The organism is Paracoccaceae bacterium Fryx2, assembly GCA_032334235.1.
Lineage (GTDB): Bacteria > Pseudomonadota > Alphaproteobacteria > Rhodobacterales > Rhodobacteraceae > JAVSGI01.
In genome coordinates, this window is sequence record JAVSGI010000005.1 from 1516414 (window position 1) to 1534946 (window position 18533).

19 protein-coding genes are annotated in these 18533 nt (G+C 66.3%); 13 read left to right on the forward strand and 6 right to left on the reverse strand.

Annotated elements, in window-relative coordinates:
- Positions 1-73: 73 nt before the first annotated feature.
- The 5 genes from bcsA to RNZ50_16575 form a co-directional block, all read right to left on the reverse strand.
- Complete coding sequence (gene bcsA, locus RNZ50_16555; GenBank protein ID MDT8856603.1) at positions 74-2428, reverse strand: UDP-forming cellulose synthase catalytic subunit; 2355 nt, start codon at positions 2426-2428, stop codon at positions 74-76.
- Positions 2429-2465: 37 nt separating this feature from the next.
- Positions 2466-3083 (reverse strand): hypothetical protein, encoded by a 618-nt coding sequence (locus RNZ50_16560; GenBank protein MDT8856604.1) that lies wholly within the window; start codon positions 3081-3083, stop codon positions 2466-2468.
- A gap of 414 nt (positions 3084-3497) precedes the next feature.
- Positions 3498-4292 carry a hypothetical protein gene (locus RNZ50_16565; GenBank protein MDT8856605.1) on the reverse strand — a complete coding sequence of 265 codons (795 nt, stop codon included), beginning with the start codon at positions 4290-4292 and terminating at the stop codon, positions 3498-3500.
- A gap of 168 nt (positions 4293-4460) precedes the next feature.
- Entirely contained in the window at positions 4461-4958 is a 498-nt protein-coding gene (locus RNZ50_16570; GenBank protein MDT8856606.1) for a hypothetical protein, read from the reverse strand.
- A 212-nt stretch (positions 4959-5170) separates the two neighbouring features.
- Complete coding sequence (locus RNZ50_16575; protein ID MDT8856607.1) at positions 5171-6214, reverse strand: IS5 family transposase; 1044 nt, start codon at positions 6212-6214, stop codon at positions 5171-5173.
- 749 nt (positions 6215-6963) lie between these two features.
- Here RNZ50_16575 and RNZ50_16580 point away from each other — a divergent pair.
- Positions 6964-7977: a diguanylate cyclase gene (locus RNZ50_16580; protein ID MDT8856608.1), complete on the forward strand. Its 1014-nt coding sequence runs from the start codon at positions 6964-6966 to the stop codon at positions 7975-7977.
- A gap of 264 nt (positions 7978-8241) precedes the next feature.
- Here the strand turns inward: RNZ50_16580 and RNZ50_16585 are convergent, their stop codons facing one another.
- Positions 8242-9285 (reverse strand): IS5 family transposase, encoded by a 1044-nt coding sequence (locus RNZ50_16585; protein MDT8856609.1) that lies wholly within the window; start codon positions 9283-9285, stop codon positions 8242-8244.
- 230 nt (positions 9286-9515) lie between these two features.
- Here RNZ50_16585 and RNZ50_16590 point away from each other — a divergent pair, with 230 nt between their 5' ends.
- From RNZ50_16590 to RNZ50_16645, 12 genes are all read left to right on the forward strand, one after another.
- A complete protein-coding gene (locus RNZ50_16590) occupies positions 9516-9830 on the forward strand; it encodes a hypothetical protein (GenBank protein ID MDT8856610.1) in 315 nt (104 codons plus the stop codon).
- Between the two features lie 129 nt (positions 9831-9959).
- Positions 9960-10256 (forward strand): hypothetical protein, encoded by a 297-nt coding sequence (locus RNZ50_16595; protein MDT8856611.1) that lies wholly within the window; start codon positions 9960-9962, stop codon positions 10254-10256.
- Between the two features lie 256 nt (positions 10257-10512).
- Positions 10513-10860: an ATP-binding cassette domain-containing protein gene (locus RNZ50_16600; GenBank protein MDT8856612.1), complete on the forward strand. Its 348-nt coding sequence runs from the start codon at positions 10513-10515 to the stop codon at positions 10858-10860.
- A 9-nt stretch (positions 10861-10869) separates the two neighbouring features.
- The gene (gene rlmJ / locus RNZ50_16605) at positions 10870-11649 is read left to right on the forward strand and encodes a 23S rRNA (adenine(2030)-N(6))-methyltransferase RlmJ (protein MDT8856613.1); all 780 of its coding nucleotides are present in this window, start codon (positions 10870-10872) and stop codon (positions 11647-11649) included.
- Between the two features lie 123 nt (positions 11650-11772).
- Entirely contained in the window at positions 11773-12213 is a 441-nt protein-coding gene (locus RNZ50_16610) for a TerB family tellurite resistance protein (GenBank protein MDT8856614.1), read from the forward strand.
- On the forward strand, positions 12210-12983 hold the full coding sequence (locus RNZ50_16615; protein ID MDT8856615.1) for a PhnD/SsuA/transferrin family substrate-binding protein: 774 nt from the start codon (positions 12210-12212) through the stop codon (positions 12981-12983). Before RNZ50_16610 ends, RNZ50_16615 begins: the two co-directional genes overlap by 4 nt.
- 114 nt (positions 12984-13097) lie before the next feature.
- On the forward strand, positions 13098-13904 hold the full coding sequence (locus RNZ50_16620) for an amino acid ABC transporter ATP-binding protein (GenBank protein ID MDT8856616.1): 807 nt from the start codon (positions 13098-13100) through the stop codon (positions 13902-13904).
- A 33-nt stretch (positions 13905-13937) separates the two neighbouring features.
- On the forward strand, positions 13938-14660 hold the full coding sequence (locus RNZ50_16625; GenBank protein MDT8856617.1) for a transporter substrate-binding domain-containing protein: 723 nt from the start codon (positions 13938-13940) through the stop codon (positions 14658-14660).
- 43 nt (positions 14661-14703) lie between these two features.
- On the forward strand, positions 14704-15585 hold the full coding sequence (locus RNZ50_16630; GenBank protein ID MDT8856618.1) for an ABC transporter permease subunit: 882 nt from the start codon (positions 14704-14706) through the stop codon (positions 15583-15585).
- Positions 15582-16409: an ABC transporter permease subunit gene (locus RNZ50_16635; GenBank protein ID MDT8856619.1), complete on the forward strand. Its 828-nt coding sequence runs from the start codon at positions 15582-15584 to the stop codon at positions 16407-16409. The genes RNZ50_16630 and RNZ50_16635 overlap by 4 nt, the downstream gene beginning before the upstream one ends.
- 4 nt (positions 16410-16413) lie before the next feature.
- On the forward strand, positions 16414-17751 hold the full coding sequence (locus RNZ50_16640) for a glutamine synthetase family protein (GenBank protein MDT8856620.1): 1338 nt from the start codon (positions 16414-16416) through the stop codon (positions 17749-17751).
- Positions 17752-17822: 71 nt separating this feature from the next.
- On the forward strand, positions 17823-18530 hold the full coding sequence (locus tag RNZ50_16645; protein MDT8856621.1) for a type 1 glutamine amidotransferase: 708 nt from the start codon (positions 17823-17825) through the stop codon (positions 18528-18530).
- Positions 18531-18533: the final 3 nt, after the last annotated feature.

An 18533-nucleotide genomic window follows, 5' to 3' on the forward strand; every position in this document is an offset into this window, starting at 1 on the left:
ATGTCCTGCGCCCGCACGGCGCCCGCCACGAGGGCGAGCATCGCGGCGAGCGCGACCAGGCGCGCGCGCCGGGTCATGCCGTGACCTTCCACGGCCGGACCTTGCCATCGGAACCGTCGAAGCCCGGATCGGGCGCGTCCAGGTCGAGGTGTTCGGGTTCGACGCCGAAGGCCAGCAGGTGCGCGGCCTTGGGACGCCGGGTTTCCGACATGGACGCGCGGGCGCGGCGCCCCGGTTCGCGGATGAAATCGGCGATCACCGAGGGCAGCACCTTGAACGCCAGCGACAGCGCATAGCCGAAGCCGGCGAACATGCCCTTGCGGCGCCGGGTGCTTTCGCGGATCGTGCGCCAGATGTCGCTGTCGCCGAAGATCAGGAAGGCCACCGCCTCGCGCGTGATCATGGGCTGATCCGGGCGCAGCATCAGCCCGACGATCATGCCTTCCGGCCCCTGCCGCACGCTGCGCACGGTGCCCAGCACCGGCGTCTGAAGGTGCGGCGCATCAGGGAAGCGGGGGGTGAAGGAAAAGCTCTGCCCCGGCACGATCGGCGGGGCGGCGGCATCCCTGGAGCCGGGGGCGACCAGAATCCGCACGCCGCTGGTCGAGGCGTCAAGGATGGTGGCGGCCATTTCGGTGGCGGCATCCTGCGGGCGGACGGTGGCGGGCACGCGCAGGTCGACCCGCGGCGAGGCGCGGCGCTGCTGCTTTTCCGACACCGCGCCCCAGGCGATCGACACCAGCAGGAAGTTGAACACCGCCCAGCCGCCCACCACGATCAGCACCGAATGGTCGCCCGGGAACATCACCCAGCGCACCACCAGCGCCACCACCCCGGCCAGCATCAGACCGAACAGCAGGGTCAGCGGCCCGTGGATCGGCGAGATGTAATCCTCCTCCAGCGTCTCGTCCTTGGCGGTCACGTTGAACTTGGCGGCCCGTGGCGACAGGAAGGTCTTGATCACCGCCTTGGCCAGATAGGGGGCCTGCGCCACCTCGTAGATTTCCGAGATCAGCGGCCATCGGAACCGGGCGTAAAGCGCGTTCTGCACCAGATAGCCCACCGCAAGGTAGCTGAGCATGTAGGCCAGCACGTCCTCGTAGGTCGAGACGAAGATCTGGATGCCGAAGAACAGATAGACCAGCGGAGCCAGCAGGAAGGCCAGCCGGATCAGCGGAAACAGCCAGAAGCTCATCGAGTTGATGTAGCACAGCCGTTGCGCAAAGCGCAGACCGCTGCGGAACAGCGGGTTCTTCAGCAGCAGCATCTGCATCATGCCGGTGGCCCAGCGCCCGCGCTGTTCGATGAAGGTGGCGAAGGTTTCGGGCTGCAGGCCCGCGATCATCGCGCGGTCGATGTAAAGGCTTTTCCACCCCGCCGCGTGCATCTCCAGCGCGGTTTCGGCATCCTCGGTGATGGTCTCGCCGGCAAAGCCGCCGACACTGTCGAGCGCCGAGCGGCGCAGCACGGCGGCAGAGCCGCAGAAGAAGGTGCCCCCCCAGCGGTCCAGCCCGCGGTGGATGAAGCTGTAGAACATCTCGTTTTCCGGCGGGCAGCGTTCGGACAGGCCGAGGTTGCGCTGGATCGGATCCTTGTTGATGAAGAAGTGCGGCGTCTGCACCAGGTAGAGCTTGGGGTCATCGACGAAGTATCCGACGGTCCGCGCCAGGAAATCGCGGCTGGGCACGTGGTCGGCGTCGAACACCACGACAAGCTGGCCATCGAGCTGTTCCAGCGCGGCGCTCATGTTGCCGGCCTTGGCATGTTCGTTGCGCTCCCGCGTGGAGTAGCGCACGCCCAGGTCGCGACACAGCGCCTGCAGCGTGGCGCGCCGTTCGCGCGACCGGGCGGCCAGTTCGGGGTCGGACGAATTGCAGCGCTGGTCGGTGCCGCCGTCATCGCACAGCACCACCCGGCGCTTGGCGCGCGGATAGATCATGTTCTTGGCAGCCGCCAGCGTGACGCTCAGCATCTCGGGCGGCTCGTTGTAGGACGGGATCAGGATGTCGACGGTCGGCAGATCCTCGGGCAGCACCTTGGCGGGAAAGCGGCGCGTCGTCGGATCGGCGGTGATGAAGCCGTTGAGGAAGAACAGCAGGATCGAATAGCTTTCCACCGCAAACAGCAGCACCGCGATCCCGAAGGACAGCGACAGCGACGGCGGGGGCAGCGTCTCCAGCAGCCGCCAGATCCAATAGCGCATCACGATCACGCTGGAAATGCCCAGCAGCAGGAACCGCGCGCCGAGGTTGGCCGCAAAGGGCTTCAGCGCCGCGACGCAGACCACCGCGACCAGCCCCAGCAGCGCCTGCCCGCTGGTCGAGGTGGGCGCGGAGGCCAGCAGCACCACCGGAACCAGCACCGCGAACCAGGCCAGCAGCACGGGCGTGTTGGCGGTGGCCGAGCGGCGGAACGGGGCGCCGGTCATGGCGCGAACCGGACGGGCGGCCGCGAAAGGGCGGGCGTCATGGCGTGGGCCCTGCCAGCGGCGACAGCATCACCGTGCTGCGCGCCCCTGCCCCGACCCCGCCGCCCATCCGGGCTTCGAGCATCGGCGCCAGCGCCTCTTCGATGGACCCAAGCACGCAGTTGCGCAGCATCACGTCCATCACGTTGGCCCGGGCGGGCAGCATCCGGCTGCCGACCCCCAGCCTGCGCAGCGCCAGCACGCAGTTGGTCTGCGCCCCGCTGCGGTATTCCAGCCAGACATAGGGCCCCAGACTGTCGGAGCCGCTTTGCAGGTTGCTGTCGGACACGGTGCCGAAGGGCGACGGCGACCCGCCCGCGCGTTTCACGAACTCCTCCAGCCGGAAGGCGGGCACATCCTGCCCGTCGGTCACCCGCGCCAGCATCAGCAGGAAATTGTCGCCCCGCAGCGTGGTGTCGTTGGCAAGGCCCACGATCTGTTCGGTCTGGCCCGGAAGCCCGCGCTGGATGCCGATCAGCGCCAGCGGTTCGGTGGTCCAGATCGAGCCGACACGGATCTGCGAGAACGGCATGGCGGTTTGCAGCACCCCCCGCGACGGAGTTGCGACCGGGCCGGCCGGCAGGCAGGCCGCGAGCATCAGCCCGAGCCCCGCCACGACCAGCCCCTGCCGCACCAAACTGACAGGGCCGACCTTACGCTGCCCTGTTACGCACATACCTGACGCCATTTTCGTTCCGTATCATCATGATTGAGTCATGTCCATTCGGCCCGCCGGGAAGGCCCGCAGCACATTCTTCATATCGGACCCGCCGCCCCGCAGCAAGGCGCGGGACGACGCTTTGGTGCCGCCAGAGGTCGGGCAAGACAGAGATTTCGCGGAATGCGTGTGGCACCTGCCGATCGCCCGCGATGCCAGAGGGGGCGGGAACCGGGCCCGCCCCAAGGCCGACCGGACCGGCGCCCCGTGCCGCCGCCCGCCGTCGGGCAGCCTGCCGACCCTGCGGCCGACAGCCTTGCCCGCCCCCCCCAAGAAGGATCATCGGGATAAGGCGCGGGGGGCGGAACGGCTTCAGATCAGGCTCACGACCAGCGCGATGATCCCGGTCCATGCCAGCACGCCCGAGGCTGCAACCGGCAGGATCCACCAGCCGCGCATCAGGGATCTGTCTTCGGCCTGATGCACCGTGAGGACAGGTGCGGCCTGCACCGGCGCAGCCGGACCCGAGCTTGCCGGCACGCCCAGGCCGACCTCGGCCAGCGCGCTGCGCAAGTCAAGACGGTATTCGGCGGGGGTGTCGCGCCCGGTTTCGCGCAGGGCGACCCGGATCATCGCGCCTTGCACCACTTCGGCAAACTGCGCGGCGGTGACATCGGCCGCCAGACGGCCGTCACACAGGTTCATCGCCTCGGCCGTGGTGTCGGTCGCGCCGAGCCCCCCGTCCACCAGGATGACCGGAAGCTGGCGCGACGCGTTCTTCAGGCGCAGGCACAGATCGAGGGTGCGCGCTTCATCGCCAAGAAAATCGGCGTCAACCACGCAGAAGTCGAAGCCCCCGGCGTTGCGCTCAAGCCATCCGGCGGGCAGCGTCGCCTCGGACTGGACCACGGCATGTGCGCCTATGTCCTTGATCCAGCCGCGCATCGCGGCGGCAAGCTTTTCGTCATTGCCGAGAATCAGCGCCGTGCCGCCGATCTGGCGCCCGGCGATCGGTTGCGGCCGTTCGTCGGTCAGGTCCGGAGTGGCCGGGCCAGGGCGGGGGAGGATGAAGTCGGGTGCTGTCGGCGGGACGCGCAGCACAGGCCGCCCGCGAGAGAACTCGGCAACGGTGCCCGTCGCGGGGCGTTGATCGAAGCTGTCCCGCATCGTCTGCAACCTTTTCCCGATTCGGCCACCCGCCGTAACCGACATGAGCCAGCAATAACATCTATCAGCAATTCATACTATTATTTTGATACTTTTTAAATTGCAAGCCTCAATCAGCGGTTGAACGCCGATGCCCTGCCGAAAGCACCGGACGCCGCAAGGCCGGGGTCAGGCTTCGGGCGTGGGATGCACGGCGCAAAGGTAGTGGCGGTGATTGTCGCGGGCGACCACCAGACCCAGCTTGAACGCGGCGAACGAGACCGGATTGCGCAGGGTCACGTCGCAGACCATCATGCATTCGGTGGTCAGATCGCTGCGCGAAACGAAAGAAGACAGCAGAATCACCGGCACGTCAGGGGCGACGCGGCGGACCTCGAAGCCGAAATCGACGATCGCTTCGGCGTCGCCCAGATCGTCGCAATCCACCACGGCCAGCGCCGGGCCGCGCCCCGGCCGGGCCAGCCAGCCCAGCGCGACATCTGCCTGCGCCGTCATGACCCCGAGCCCGCCGAAGCTGTCGATCCATATGCTGACCTGCCGCATGTCCTGGACGCCCCCCCCCACCAGCAGCACGGTGACGCCCGTCAGGTCGGGCACCGGATCGGGACCGAAATCGCGCGATGGCACAACGGCCGCCCGCCCCGGCGCCTGCGGCAGATCCGGCATGTGCCTGTCGTGGGAACTTCTGGGCACCTCGATTTTTGACTGTTTTCGCGGCAACGGCATAGCAGGTTCTGCCCGAAGCGCGGCAGCGACCTTCAGCTGACCGATTGTTGCCTTGGTTTTTATGATCTGCCGCCCATTTCGCCTCGCGGACCTTCGGTTCAGGGCCGTTTTTAGCGATGCGCGGGGCGATCTGCGTCCTTGGCCGACCGTTTTCAGGCTGGGTGCGGGTTGATGCGACCCAGTTGGCCGAGGCGGCGCATGTTGTAGGCGAGATTCTTCATGCCGACTTTGGCCTTCGCCCGCACCAAGCCGATGGTGCGCACCAGGGTGCCGCCCATGTCGTTGGCCTGCGCGCCGAAGATGTGCTCAACCCGGACCCGCACGGTGGATTTGGTGCGGTTGCTGCCCTTGGCCTGGTCGGTCAGCGGCTTGCCCCGATTGCCCTTGCGGTGGATGTGGCTTTTCAGTTTTAAGGCGCGGAGTTTGGCCTCCATCTCCTCGGACCGATAAGCAGCATCCGCCCACACGCCAGACCCGGTGTTGCCCTGCATCAGCAGATGATCCACTGCCTGGCTGTCATGCACAGCGGCGTCGGTGACGTGGTAGCGCCGGACCAGCTTATGCGTGCGGTCCACATTCACATGGTTCTTGTAGCCGTAGTGGCTCTTGCCGTGCTTTTTCGTCCAACGTGCGTCCACATCCTTTTGCACCCGTTTCGCTGGCTTATCAGCCCAATCCTCGGGGACCTCGCCCTTCTTGATCGTTGCGTTTTCATCGCGCGTGTTGTGATTGCGCGGCACCGGCACGATGGAGGCGTCCAGGATCTGACCGCCGCGCGCAATGTAGCCCCGCCGCGCCAAATGACCGTCAAACAACCCGAACAACTCCTCCACCTTGCCGGCCTGCGCCAGCGCATCGCGATACAGCCACACCGTCTTGGCGTCGGGCACCCGGTCACCAAGGCCCAACCCCAGGAAGCGCATAAAGGAAAGCCGGTCGCGGACCTGATATTCGATCTGATCATCCGACAGGTTGTAAAGCGCGCTCAGAACCAGCGTCTTGAACATCAGCACCGCATCTATCGGCTTGCGCCCCGCGCGGGACTTGCGATCCGCAACAGGCTTGCGCCAGACCCGCTCAAGAGCCGGACGAAACTCCTCCCACGGCACGACGGCATCAATTTCGACCAGCGGATCCCTTTTGGCATCGAGGCTCGCGTAACGGTCCGAAAGATCGAAAAAACCCATCTGCGCCATCGTTGCATCCCCAATGCCAGTTCACTGTCTCACCATACCGAAGTGCGGGGGATGGGGCAATTTATAGAGGTGCCCTTCTGCTTTGAACCGCTTCCATGATGCCTCCGCAACGATGACGGTCAGGCCCGCCATGACGCGAACGCCATTCCTGACAACTCCAGCGTCCGCCCTTCGCGGCATGTTGTCAATTTGATCTATTTGGGTCGGCGGAAGTCCGCGAATCGGCTCCGGTCGGGGGCCTCGGGCGGCCAAATCATCAGAACGTGATCCGGAATGCGTCATATCGCCCGATGCGCCCATTGACCCTGCCCGGAAAAGGCTGCGACCCTGTGCGCGGCCTGAAGAATCGGGGGGTGTCACGGGGCGTTTCGTCGGCTTCCGACTGATTCGCTGCGGCCACGAAACCCGGCTTTGCCGCATGACGCCCGAAAGGCGGCCCCCGTGGCTGTCTCAGGGCGGGCATGACGGGGAGGCCGCCGAATAATTCCGCCGTCACCGGAACTTCGTCGGGGCAGCAACGTTGGTACCGATGACATGACTTACACGGCTGATGCCGTCCCTTTCCGGCAGGGCCCGGGCAGCCGACGCACACCAATCAGAAACATGCCTCCTGGAACGGGCTCCGGCCCGTCAGAGGCAAAGGCCTGCAGGTAGAAGATGAAGCGATCCCTTACCCCCGCCGCTGCCGTGGCATCCCCCCAGCGCGACCGTGGCGTGACGATGGCCGTCTTGCTTCTGCAGGTGACCCGATGAACCGGACGGATGACGAACAGGGCAGGCTTGCCGCGCTGCTGCGCTACGAGGTGCTGGATACCGGGCCGGAGGAGGAGTTCGACATCGCCAGCGAACTGGCGCGGTCGATCTTTGCCGTGCCGATGGCCGCCATCGTGCTGATCGACCGCACAAGGCTGTGGTTCAAGTCGCGCCCCGGATTGCTGATCGCCCATACCCCGCGCGAAACCTCGTTCTGCGCCCAGACGATCCGCCAGATGGGCGTGATGGTGATCGAGGATGCGGCGAACGATCCGCGGTTCCGCAACAATCCCTTTGTGACCGGTTCGCCCGGCATCCGCTGCTACATGGGCGCGCCCCTGACGACCCCCGACGGCTACAACGTCGGCACCTTCTGCATCCTGGACACCATCCCGAGGGATTTCAGCGACATCGACCGCGAAGTGATGGCCGGTCTGGCCCGGCTGACGGTGTCGCATCTGGAACTGCGCATGATCTCGAACGAGGATGTGCAGACCGGGGCGACCTCGCGCCGGGGGTTCCTGAAGGTGCTTGACGACGAGCTTGAAAAGTGCAGGCGCTACCGGCTTGCGGCGTCGCTCGTGGTGTTCGACATCGACCGGCTGGGCGAACTGAACGCGGCCCACGGGCAGGCGGCGGCCAACGCGGTGATCGCGGCCGCCGCAAAGGCGGTGCGCGACGTGCTGCGCAAGGGCGACACGCTGGGCCGGACCGGCGGCGGCAAGTTCGCCGTGCTGCTGACCGGCGCGCATGGCGAGGAAGCCCTGCAGGCCGCCGAACGCTTCCGCAGCGAGATTGCGACTGCCAGGGTTGCCGAAGACCCGTCGCTGTCCTTTACCGCAAGCTTCGGCGTTCTGCCGATGTCGGAGGCCTTCAACTCGGCGCAGGACTGGCTGGCGGCGGCGCAGAGTCTGGTGGAGCGCGCCAAGGATGCCGGCCGCAACCGCAGCGTGATGGACACCAGGGTGTCGGCCGGGCCCGCGACGACCAACCGGAACCGGATGAACTGACGCACGGGCGGCCACCCTCCCCGAAGCCGGCCGGGTGCCGCGACGAAACCGGAAGACAAAAGGTCTCACTTTAGGGCACCTCGATTTTTGACTGTTTTCGCGGCAACGGCATAGCAGGTTCTGCCCGAAGCGCGGCAGCGACCTTCAGCTGACCGATTGTTGCCTTGGTTTTTATGATCTGCCGCCCATTTCGCCTCGCGGACCTTCGGTTCAGGGCCGTTTTTAGCGATGCGCGGGGCGATCTGCGTCCTTGGCCGACCGTTTTCAGGCTGGGTGCGGGTTGATGCGACCCAGTTGGCCGAGGCGGCGCATGTTGTAGGCGAGATTCTTCATGCCGACTTTGGCCTTCGCCCGCACCAAGCCGATGGTGCGCACCAGGGTGCCGCCCATGTCGTTGGCCTGCGCGCCGAAGATGTGCTCAACCCGGACCCGCACGGTGGATTTGGTGCGGTTGCTGCCCTTGGCCTGGTCGGTCAGCGGCTTGCCCCGATTGCCCTTGCGGTGGATGTGGCTTTTCAGTTTTAAGGCGCGGAGTTTGGCCTCCATCTCCTCGGACCGATAAGCAGCATCCGCCCACACGCCAGACCCGGTGTTGCCCTGCATCAGCAGATGATCCACTGCCTGGCTGTCATGCACAGCGGCGTCGGTGACGTGGTAGCGCCGGACCAGCTTATGCGTGCGGTCCACATTCACATGGTTCTTGTAGCCGTAGTGGCTCTTGCCGTGCTTTTTCGTCCAACGTGCGTCCACATCCTTTTGCACCCGTTTCGCTGGCTTATCAGCCCAATCCTCGGGGACCTCGCCCTTCTTGATCGTTGCGTTTTCATCGCGCGTGTTGTGATTGCGCGGCACCGGCACGATGGAGGCGTCCAGGATCTGACCGCCGCGCGCAATGTAGCCCCGCCGCGCCAAATGACCGTCAAACAACCCGAACAACTCCTCCACCTTGCCGGCCTGCGCCAGCGCATCGCGATACAGCCACACCGTCTTGGCGTCGGGCACCCGGTCACCAAGGCCCAACCCCAGGAAGCGCATAAAGGAAAGCCGGTCGCGGACCTGATATTCGATCTGATCATCCGACAGGTTGTAAAGCGCGCTCAGAACCAGCGTCTTGAACATCAGCACCGCATCTATCGGCTTGCGCCCCGCGCGGGACTTGCGATCCGCAACAGGCTTGCGCCAGACCCGCTCAAGAGCCGGACGAAACTCCTCCCACGGCACGACGGCATCAATTTCGACCAGCGGATCCCTTTTGGCATCGAGGCTCGCGTAACGGTCCGAAAGATCGAAAAAACCCATCTGCGCCATCGTTGCATCCCCAATGCCAGTTCACTGTCTCACCATACCGAAGTGCGGGGGATGGGGCAATTTATAGAGGTGCCCTTTAGCAGAACTGTTGTTTTTGGCTGCGACCTCGGCTACTCAGGGAACAGCGTGCGGCGAGAGGGATCGAGCGCGCAGGATCGCGACATCGGCAGGCCAGTCGGGCCTGGACCGAATGCGGTTTTCATCCCGTTCTGTCGCTGAGGGCACACGCAATGTCGCAGATATTCGAGTATGTTGTCGAAGTTCGCCGGATGCTTACGACAATGGAGGCGGAGATCGGTCTTGACCGGCTCTCCGACAAGGAACGCGACGTGCTCTATGCCATTTCGCGGCTGAGCGTCGGCGGTTTGCCGGTGCGGTCGGAGGCGATCCGGGTTCACCCGCTGGTGGCAGGCATGACCCATCCGACCTACCACCGCGCCCTGCGCGCCCTGGTGGAAAAGGGCTGCATCTCCCATGCGCCGAATACCAAGGCGGGGTCATACATCATTGATGACAGCAGGTTGTCCAGCCTTGATCAGGGCTGAAACCGCACCCGGGAGCCCCGGCCACGCCGGTGCCGCCCGGGCAGACAGGACGTGGCAGGCAGAACCGGACGGCCACCGCGGCCCGAGAGGCTGGCGATGAAGGGGGAGGGGGCGGTTCTCGACTGAAAGATGATCAAGAAAGTGGAGAGAATCGCCCAGCTTCGAGAGCTCCTGCTGCGCATGGAAAGTGAACTCGGCCTTCTGGGGCTGACCCGTTTCGAGCGCGATCTGCTTTATGCCGTGCGCTCGCTGGCCCCCGACGGCGGGGAAGTGCGGTCCAGCGCGCTGCGCCGGCACAAGCTGGTCGAGACGATGACACAGCCCACCTTCCACCGTGCGCTGCGCGAACTGGTGGATCAGGGCTATCTGCGCCGTGCCGAAGGCAGCCACGCCGCCTATTGCCTGGTTGCCCGCGACCCCCAGTAAGACGGCCCAACAGTTTCAAAACCGGAATGCCGGTGCGGTAGCCCTGCCCCTTCGTGCGGCTGGAAGGGCTCCGTTCGCGGCGCGGGCCTGTGCTGGGGATGCCGAAGCGCCGGGCCGAAGCACCGGGCCGCGTGGCACGGATGCCGCGGCGCGGGCCGCCCCGGTCACAGGTCTGGACGGCCATTCCCCAGCTTTCCCTTTCCGGACGGGTCAAGACCTGTGGCGCGGCCCGGGCGCCAGACGGCGCGGCGGCGAGGTGCTTGGGCTGACGGGCGAGAATGGCGCGGGCAAGAGCACCCTGATCCGGAGTCTGGCCCGGATCGGGACGGCGACCGCGGCGACAGTCGGCTGGATGGCGCGGCCCTGCGGCCGAGGCGAGGGGGTTGCGGCCGAGGCGGCGGGCCTGCGCTTCCTGCGTCGGCGAATTGCGGCTGCTGCCCGGCCTGTCGGTGGCGGGAACATGCTCCTCGCCCGCCCCTGCCCGACCCGGCTGGGTCTGGTGGCCTGGCGCAAGCTGCGGTCGCCTGCGGCGGGCTGGTGCGGGGACGCACGCTGGGCCCGGGGCGACAGCGCGCGGCTTGAACCGGGCGTCGATCCCGGCTAGGGCTGGGCCATGCTGTCCTATCAACACATCTATCACGCGGGCAATCTGGCCGATGTCCACAAGCACGCGCTCTTGTGCTGGATGCTGGATTACCTGACGCAGAAGGACAAGCCGCTGACTTATCTGGAAACCCACGCCGGGCGCGGGCTTTACCGGCTGGACGCGGAAGAGGCGGCCAAGACCGGCGAGGCGGCGATGGGCATCGGGCGGCTGTGGTCGGCCTTTGCCCCCGGCCACCCCTATGCGCGCAGGCTGGCCGAGATCCGCGCCCGCTACGGCGAGGCGGCCTATCCCGGCTCGCCGCTGCTGGCCGCGATGTGCCTGCGCGACGGCGACCGGATGCATCTGGCCGAACTCCACCCGCAGGAACACGCCGGGCTGGTGGCGACGCTGGGGCCATGGGGCGCGCATGTCCGGGCCGAGGACGGGCTGGCGATGGCGCTGGCGCTTTGCCCGCCGACCCCGCGGCGCGGGCTCATGCTGATCGACCCGTCCTACGAGGTGAAGGACGATTATGCCAACATTCCCAAGGTAATGGCCGCGATTCACCGCAAATGGAACGTGGGCGTTCTGGCGCTGTGGTATCCTATCCTGACCGGCGGCGCGCATGGTCCGATGCTGGATGCGCTGGAACGGGCCTTCCCCGAAGGCTTCCGCCACGAGTTGCGCTTTCCCCCGGTGCGCGACGGTCACCGCATGACCGGCTCGGGGGTCTTCATCGTCAATGCGCCCTACGGGGTGGACCTTGAGGCGGCACGGCTGGCCGCAATGTTCGCCGCGCTGAAATGAACCGCTGACCGGGTGGCTGCGCGATTTTTCTACGAAAAATCCGCCGCCTTCGGAATTTTCGTTGAAAATTCGGGTTCGCTGCGGCGATTGGCAAGGCCGCTGCAGTGCCCTATACCTTTCCCCATGTTCGAAGCCCTGCTGCGCCGCCTGACGGCCCCCGCCCCCGACCGCCTGCCCGAACGCGAGGCCCGCCTTGCGCTGGCCGCGCTGCTGGTGCGGCTTGCCCGCAGCGATGGCGCCTATTCCGGCGTAGAGGCCGCCCGGATCGACCGGGTGCTGGCAGAGCGCCACGGCCTGACCGCCGCCGACGCCCGCAGCTTGCGCGCCGACGCCGAGGCGCTGGAGGCCGAGGCGCCCGACACCGTCCGCTTCACCAAGGCGCTGAAGGATGCGGTGGCGCTGGAAGACCGCACGGGATTGCTGGAGGCGCTGTGGTCGGTTGCCTTGGCCGACGGCGAACGGGATGACCATGAAGACCAGCTGGTGCGGCTGGTGGCCAAGCTTCTGGGGCTGACCGATCAGGACTCGGCACTCGCCCGGCAGCGGGTGGAACGCCGGTCGTGATCGCATCCCTGCCGATGTATGATTTCGGCACGACCGTTGCCGCGAACGACAGGCTGTGGGCGGCGATCCGCGACGGGTTGCGCGCGGCGGGGAATGCAGCACCCGAGGCGCTGAGCCGCGGTGCGGATGACCTTTTCGCGCATTGGCTGGCGCCCGATCTGGTGCTGTCGCAGACCTGCGGCCTGCCCTATCGGGCGCGGCTGCATGGGCATGTAACGCTGATCGGCACGCCGGATTTCGCGGTCGAAGGCTGCCCGCCGGGCCATTACCGCAGCCTGTTCATCGCCCGCGCCGCCGACCCGCGTGCGGCGCTGGCGGATTTCGACGGGGCGGCCTTTGCCTACAACGATGCCGGGTCGCAATCGGGCTGGGCCGCGCCGCAGGCCCATGCCGCCGGGCTGGGGCTGCATCTGCGCCCGGCGCTGCGGACCGGCGGGCACCGGCTATCGGCGCAGGCGGTGGCGGCGGGCAAGGCCGATCTCGCCGCGATCGACGCCGTGACGTGGCGGCTGCTGACCCGCGACGACCCGGCGCTGTGTGCCGCGCTGCGGGTGGTCGGGATGACCGCGCCTTCGCCCGGGCTGCCCTATGTCAGCGCCAGGGGTGCCGACACCGCGCTGATCTTCGATATCATCGCCACCGCCATCGCGGGCCTTGCCCCGGGGGATCGCGAAACGCTGGGGTTGCGCGGCCTTGTCGCCATTCCGGCCGCCGAATATCTTTCCGTGCCCACGCCGCCCGCACCCGAGGCGATAGTGGCGCAGGATTGACCGTTTGGTGAAAACGCCACCCGCCGCCCGGCAGAAAGGCCGTTGCAAAGGGCCGAAATATCGGCCCTACTTGGCGACCAGAACGGTCCGCCGGGCCGCAAGACAAGCGAGACCATGCGAGACAACGTGACCGCCCCGCACCCCCCGCCCGACGCTGCCCGCCCCGTGATCGACATCCGCGACCTGCACAAGAGCTATGGCAATCTCGAGGTGTTGAAGGGGGTCGATCTGGTGGCGCCGCGCGGCCATGTCGTGTCGCTGATCGGGTCGTCCGGGTCGGGCAAATCCACCCTGCTGCGCTGCTGCAACCTGCTGGAAGACAGCCAGCAGGGGGATATCCTGTTCGAGGGCGAGGCGGTGCGCTGGAAGGGCACCGGCCTTGGCCGCCACCCCGCCGACCGCGCGCAGGTCACCCGCATCCGCACCAACCTGTCGATGGTGTTCCAGCAGTTCAACCTGTGGTCGCACCTGACCATCCTGCAGAACGTGATGGAAGCTCCGGTGACGGTGCTGGGCCGCGACCCGGCCGAGGTCGAGGCTTCGGCACGCAAGTATCTCGACAAGGTCGGCATCGCCGACAAGGCCGACGCCTGGCCCGCGATGCTGTCGGGCGGCCAGCAGCAGCGCGCCGCCATCGCGCGGGCGCTGTGCATGGAACCCCGCGCCCTGCTGTTCGACGAGCCGACCTCGGCGCTGGACCCGGAACTGGAACAGGAGGTTGTCAAGGTCATCAAGGCGCTGGCGGAAGAGGGGCGCACGATGATCCTTGTCACGCATGACATGCGGCTGGCCGCCGACGTGTCGGACCACGTGATTTTCCTGCATCAGGGAAAGATCGAGGAAGAAGGCCCGCCCGCGGCGCTGTTCGGCAACCCGCAGACCGACCGTCTGCGCGGCTTCCTGTCCGCGACCTCGGGCTGACACAAGAAACGAAACCTGCTTGGGAGAGCACGAATGAAGAAACTGATCCTTGCCACCGCGCTGCTGGCGCTTTCGACCGGCCTTGCCGCCGCGCAGACCGTGCGCATGGGCACCGAAGGCGCCTACCCCCCCTACAACTTCATCAATGACAAGGGCGAGGTTGACGGTTTCGAACGCGAACTGGGCGACGAGCTGTGCAAGCGGGCTGAACTGACCTGCGAATGGGTCACCACCGACTGGGACAGCATCATCCCGAACCTGCAGTCGGGCAACTATGACACGATCATCGCGGGCATGAGCATCACCGACGAACGCGACAAGGTGATCGACTTCACCCAGAACTACATCCCGCCGGCCGAGTCTGCCTACATGGCGCTGACGGCCGATGCCGACATCAAGGGCGGTGTGGTGGCGGCGCAGGTCGGCACCATCCAGGCGGGTCATGTCGCGGAATCGGGAGCCACCCTGCTGGAATTCGCCACCCCCGACGAAAGCGTGGCCGCCGTGCGCAACGGCGAGGCCGATGCGGTCTTTGCCGACAAGGACTATCTGGTGCCGATCGCGGCGGAATCGGGCGGCGCACTGGTCATGCTGGATGCCGACGTGCAGCTTGGCGGCGGCGTCGGCATGGGCCTGCGCGAAAGCGACGCCGAGCTGAAGGAGAAGATGAACGCCGCCATCACCGCGATGAAGGCCGACGGCACGCTGAACACCATGATCACCAAGTGGTTCGGCGCGGAAGCCACAACCTTCTGACCGGAAAGGAGAGCCCCCCGGCTCATCACCGGGGGGCCACCCCATGTTCGCATCCTGCGCCGATCCCGCGACCCTTGAAGGCCTTGGCTGGCTGGCGTGCTACCTGACCACGGGCAAGCATCTCGACTTCTATTGGTCGTTCCTGACGGTGCTGGCCCTGCTGGCGATCACGGCGCCGGTGGCACTTGCCTTCGGCTTTGGCGGGGCAATGGCGGCGCGCAGCCAATTCCTGCCGGTGCGGTTGTTCGGCAAGACCTACACCGCAATGGTGCGCGGCGTGCCCGACATCGTGTTCTTCCTGTTCTTCGTGATCGCGCTGGATCAGGGGATCGAGTGGATGATGCATCAGATCCGCTGCCCCGACTGGACCGAGCCGATCCGGCAGGGGCTGGAGTTCCGGGTCTGCCCGACGGCCAAGGTGCCTTCGGGCAATGCGGCGCAGGTCTGGCACAGCCTTTACGGCTTCGCGCTGGCCGTCACCACCTTTGCCATCGTGTTCGGCGCCTTTGCCGCCAACGTGCTTTATGGCGCGATGCAGGCGGTGCCGCGCGCCCAGCTTGAAACGGCCGAAAGCTACGGCATGAACCATGGCCAGGTGTTCCGCCGCATCCTGGTGCCGCAGATGTGGGTCTATGCGCTGCCGGGCCTGTCGAACCTGTGGATGATCCTGATCAAGGCGACGCCGCTCCTGTTCCTGCTGGGGGTCAAGGACATCGTCTATTGGGCGCGCGAGTTGGGCGGGTCGAAGACCAGCGCCTATGAATACCCGCACCCCGACTGGCGGCTGTATTACTTCCTGTTCCTGCTGGTGTTCTACCTCTGCATGACGCGCGTGTCGGAAATCGTGCTGGCGCGGCTGTCGGCGCGGCTGTCGCGCGGGCAGGCCACGGCGGCGGGCGAAGCCCAGCGAAAGGCCGCCGCATGACCTGCTGGGAAACCATCGGCGCCTATGGGCTGCGCTCGCTGGGCATTGGCGAACGACTGCTGCCGCGCAGCGATTTCACCCTTTGCCAGCAGTTCACCCTGATCGGGTCGGGGCTGATCTGGAACATTTACTTCGGGTTTCTGGCGCTGGTGGTCGGGTTCTTCGCCGCGAATGCGCTGGCGCTGGCCAAATCGGCGCGCAACCCCTGGGCGCGCAAACCGGCCGAATGGTTCATCTTTGTCTTTCGCGGCTCGCCGCTGTTCATCCAGTTCTTCCTTGCCTACGAGGCGCTGGTGCTGCTGCCGCGCACGGGAGTCGAGATCTTCGGGCTGACGATGGAAACCTCATGGCTTTCAAAGGCCTGGGCCGGGGCGCTGATCGTGCTGTTCCTCAACACCGCCGCCTATTCGGCCGAGATCTTCCACGGTGCGCTGAAGTCCATACCGAAGGGCGATCTGGAGGCGGCGGATGCCTACGGCATCTCGGGCTGGTCGAAATTCCGGCGCATCCAGTGGCCTACCATGTTGCGGCTGGCATGGCCCGCCTATACCAACGAGGCGATTTTCCTGTTCCATGCGACGACTTTGGTATACTTCTCGGGGTTTCCGGCGTTCCAGCAACGGGGCGACGCGCTGTACTATGCGAGCTATTTCGCAGACAAGACCTTCAACCCCTTCATCCCGTACCCGATCGTGGCCTTCTACTTCATACTTCTGACCTTCATCGTGATCGGGGTCTTCGGGTTCATCAACGGGCGGTTGAACCGGCATCTGCCGGCAAATACCCGCGCGCGGATCAGGATCCGCCCGCAGATCATCAGGTGAGGATATGAAAGACTGGCTGAGAAAGCACCCCGAGGTGCGAACCATCCGCGTGGCCGCCGCCGACCTGAACGGTCAGGCGCGGGGCAAGCGCATTCCGGCGCGTTTCGCCGACAAGGTGGTAAAGGACGGGACGCGCTTTCCGTTTTCGGTGCTGAACCTCGACATCTGGGGCGAGGACATCGACGACAGCCCGCTGGTGTTCGAACAGGGCGATGCCGACGGCATCCTGAAACCGACCGACCGGGGCTTCATGCCGATGCCCTGGCTGGAGGCGCCGACCGCGCTGCTGCCGATCTGGATGTTCCGCGAGAACGGCCAGCCCTACGAGGGCGACCCACGCCATGCGCTGCGCGCGGTGGTGGAGAAGTTCAAGGCCCGCGGCCTGACGCCGGTGGTGGCGGTGGAACTGGAGTTCTTTCTGATCGACGATTCCGGCAAGACCCTGCAAGTGCCGCCCAGCCCCCGGTCGGGCAAGCGGCGCAAGGCGGCGGAAACCCTGTCGATCCGGGCACTGGATGCGTTCGACACCTTCTTCACCGACCTTTACGACGCCTGCGAGGCGATGGACATTCCGGCTGACACCTCGACCTCGGAAACCGGGCTGGGGCAGTTCGAGGTCAACCTGATGCATTGCGACGACGCGCTGCGCGCCGCCGATGATGCCTGGCTGTTCAAGATGCTGGTCAAGGGTCTGGCGCGGCGGCACGGCTTCGCCGCCAGCTTCATGGCGAAACCCTACCCGGAGTATTCGGGCTCGGGGCTGCACACCCATTTCTCGGTGCTGGACGCGCGCGGCGACAACATCTTCGACAGCGGCGGGCCGAAGGGCACGGCGGTGATGCGCCATGCGGTGGCGGGCTGTCTGACCGCGATGCACGATTCCACGCTGATCTTCGCGCCCCATGCCAACAGCTATCAGCGGCTGGTGCCGGGCAAGCACGCCCCCACCGCGATTTCCTGGGGCTACGAGAACCGCACCTCGGCGGTGCGCATCCCGGCGGGAAACCCGGCCGCGCGGCGGATCGAACATCGCGTGGCAGGCGGCGACGTGAACCCCTACCTGATGCTGGCCACCATCCTTGGCGCGGCGCTGGTGGGGATCGAGGACGCGGACGAGCCGCCGCAGCCGATCACCGGCAACGCCTATGCCGTCGACGGCCTGCCGCAGATCCCGGAAAACTGGGATGCCGCGATCGACGCCTTCGAGAAAAGCCAGATCATGCCGCGCATCCTGCCGCGCGAACTGATCCGCAATCTGGTGCTGACCAAGCGCCAGGAGGCGCATTATCTGGCCGAACTCAGCCCCGAAGAACAGGTCGAACTGTATCTCGATACGGTCTGACCCTCCCGGCCCCCCTTGCGGCGCAGGGGGGCACGGGCGTAGGCTTCCGGCCACCCAACCACGGACATTTCATGCTGATCGGCATCCTGCAAACCGGCCTCGCGCCCGAGACGCTCTCGGGCGAGATGGGCGACTACCCCGACATGTTCGCGCGCCTGCTGGAAGGCCACGGCTTCACCTTCCGCACCTGGCGCGTGGTGGACATGGAGTTTCCGGCCTCGGTGACGGAGGCCGACGGCTGGCTGATCACCGGGTCCAAACACGGCGCCTACGAGGATCATCCCTTCATCAAGCCGCTGGAGGCGTTCATCCGCGACGCCTATGCGCAGGCCGTGCCGATGGTCGGCATCTGCTTCGGGCACCAGATCATCGCGCAGGCTTTGGGCGGACGGGTCGAGCAATATGACAAGGGCTGGGCCGTGGGCGCCACCGACTACGATTTCGGCGGCGAGACGCTGACGCTGAACGCCTGGCACCGCGACCAGGTGGTGCAAGCACCGCAAGGCGCGCGGGTTATCGCCTCGAACGACTTTTGCAGCAACGCGGCGCTGATCTACGACGACCGGGCGCTGACGGTGCAGGCCCACCCCGAGTTCCGCCCCGAATTCATCGACGGCCTGATGCAAAGCCGGGGCAAGGGGCTGGTGCCCGACGACCTGATGGCAGAGGCCACGGCGCGGCTCGACACCCCGCTCGATGACCGCACCCTTGCCGCCCGCATCGCCGCGTTCTTCAAACAGCCGCGCCGGGCAGCCGCCCCTGCGGCCAACACAGTGTGAACC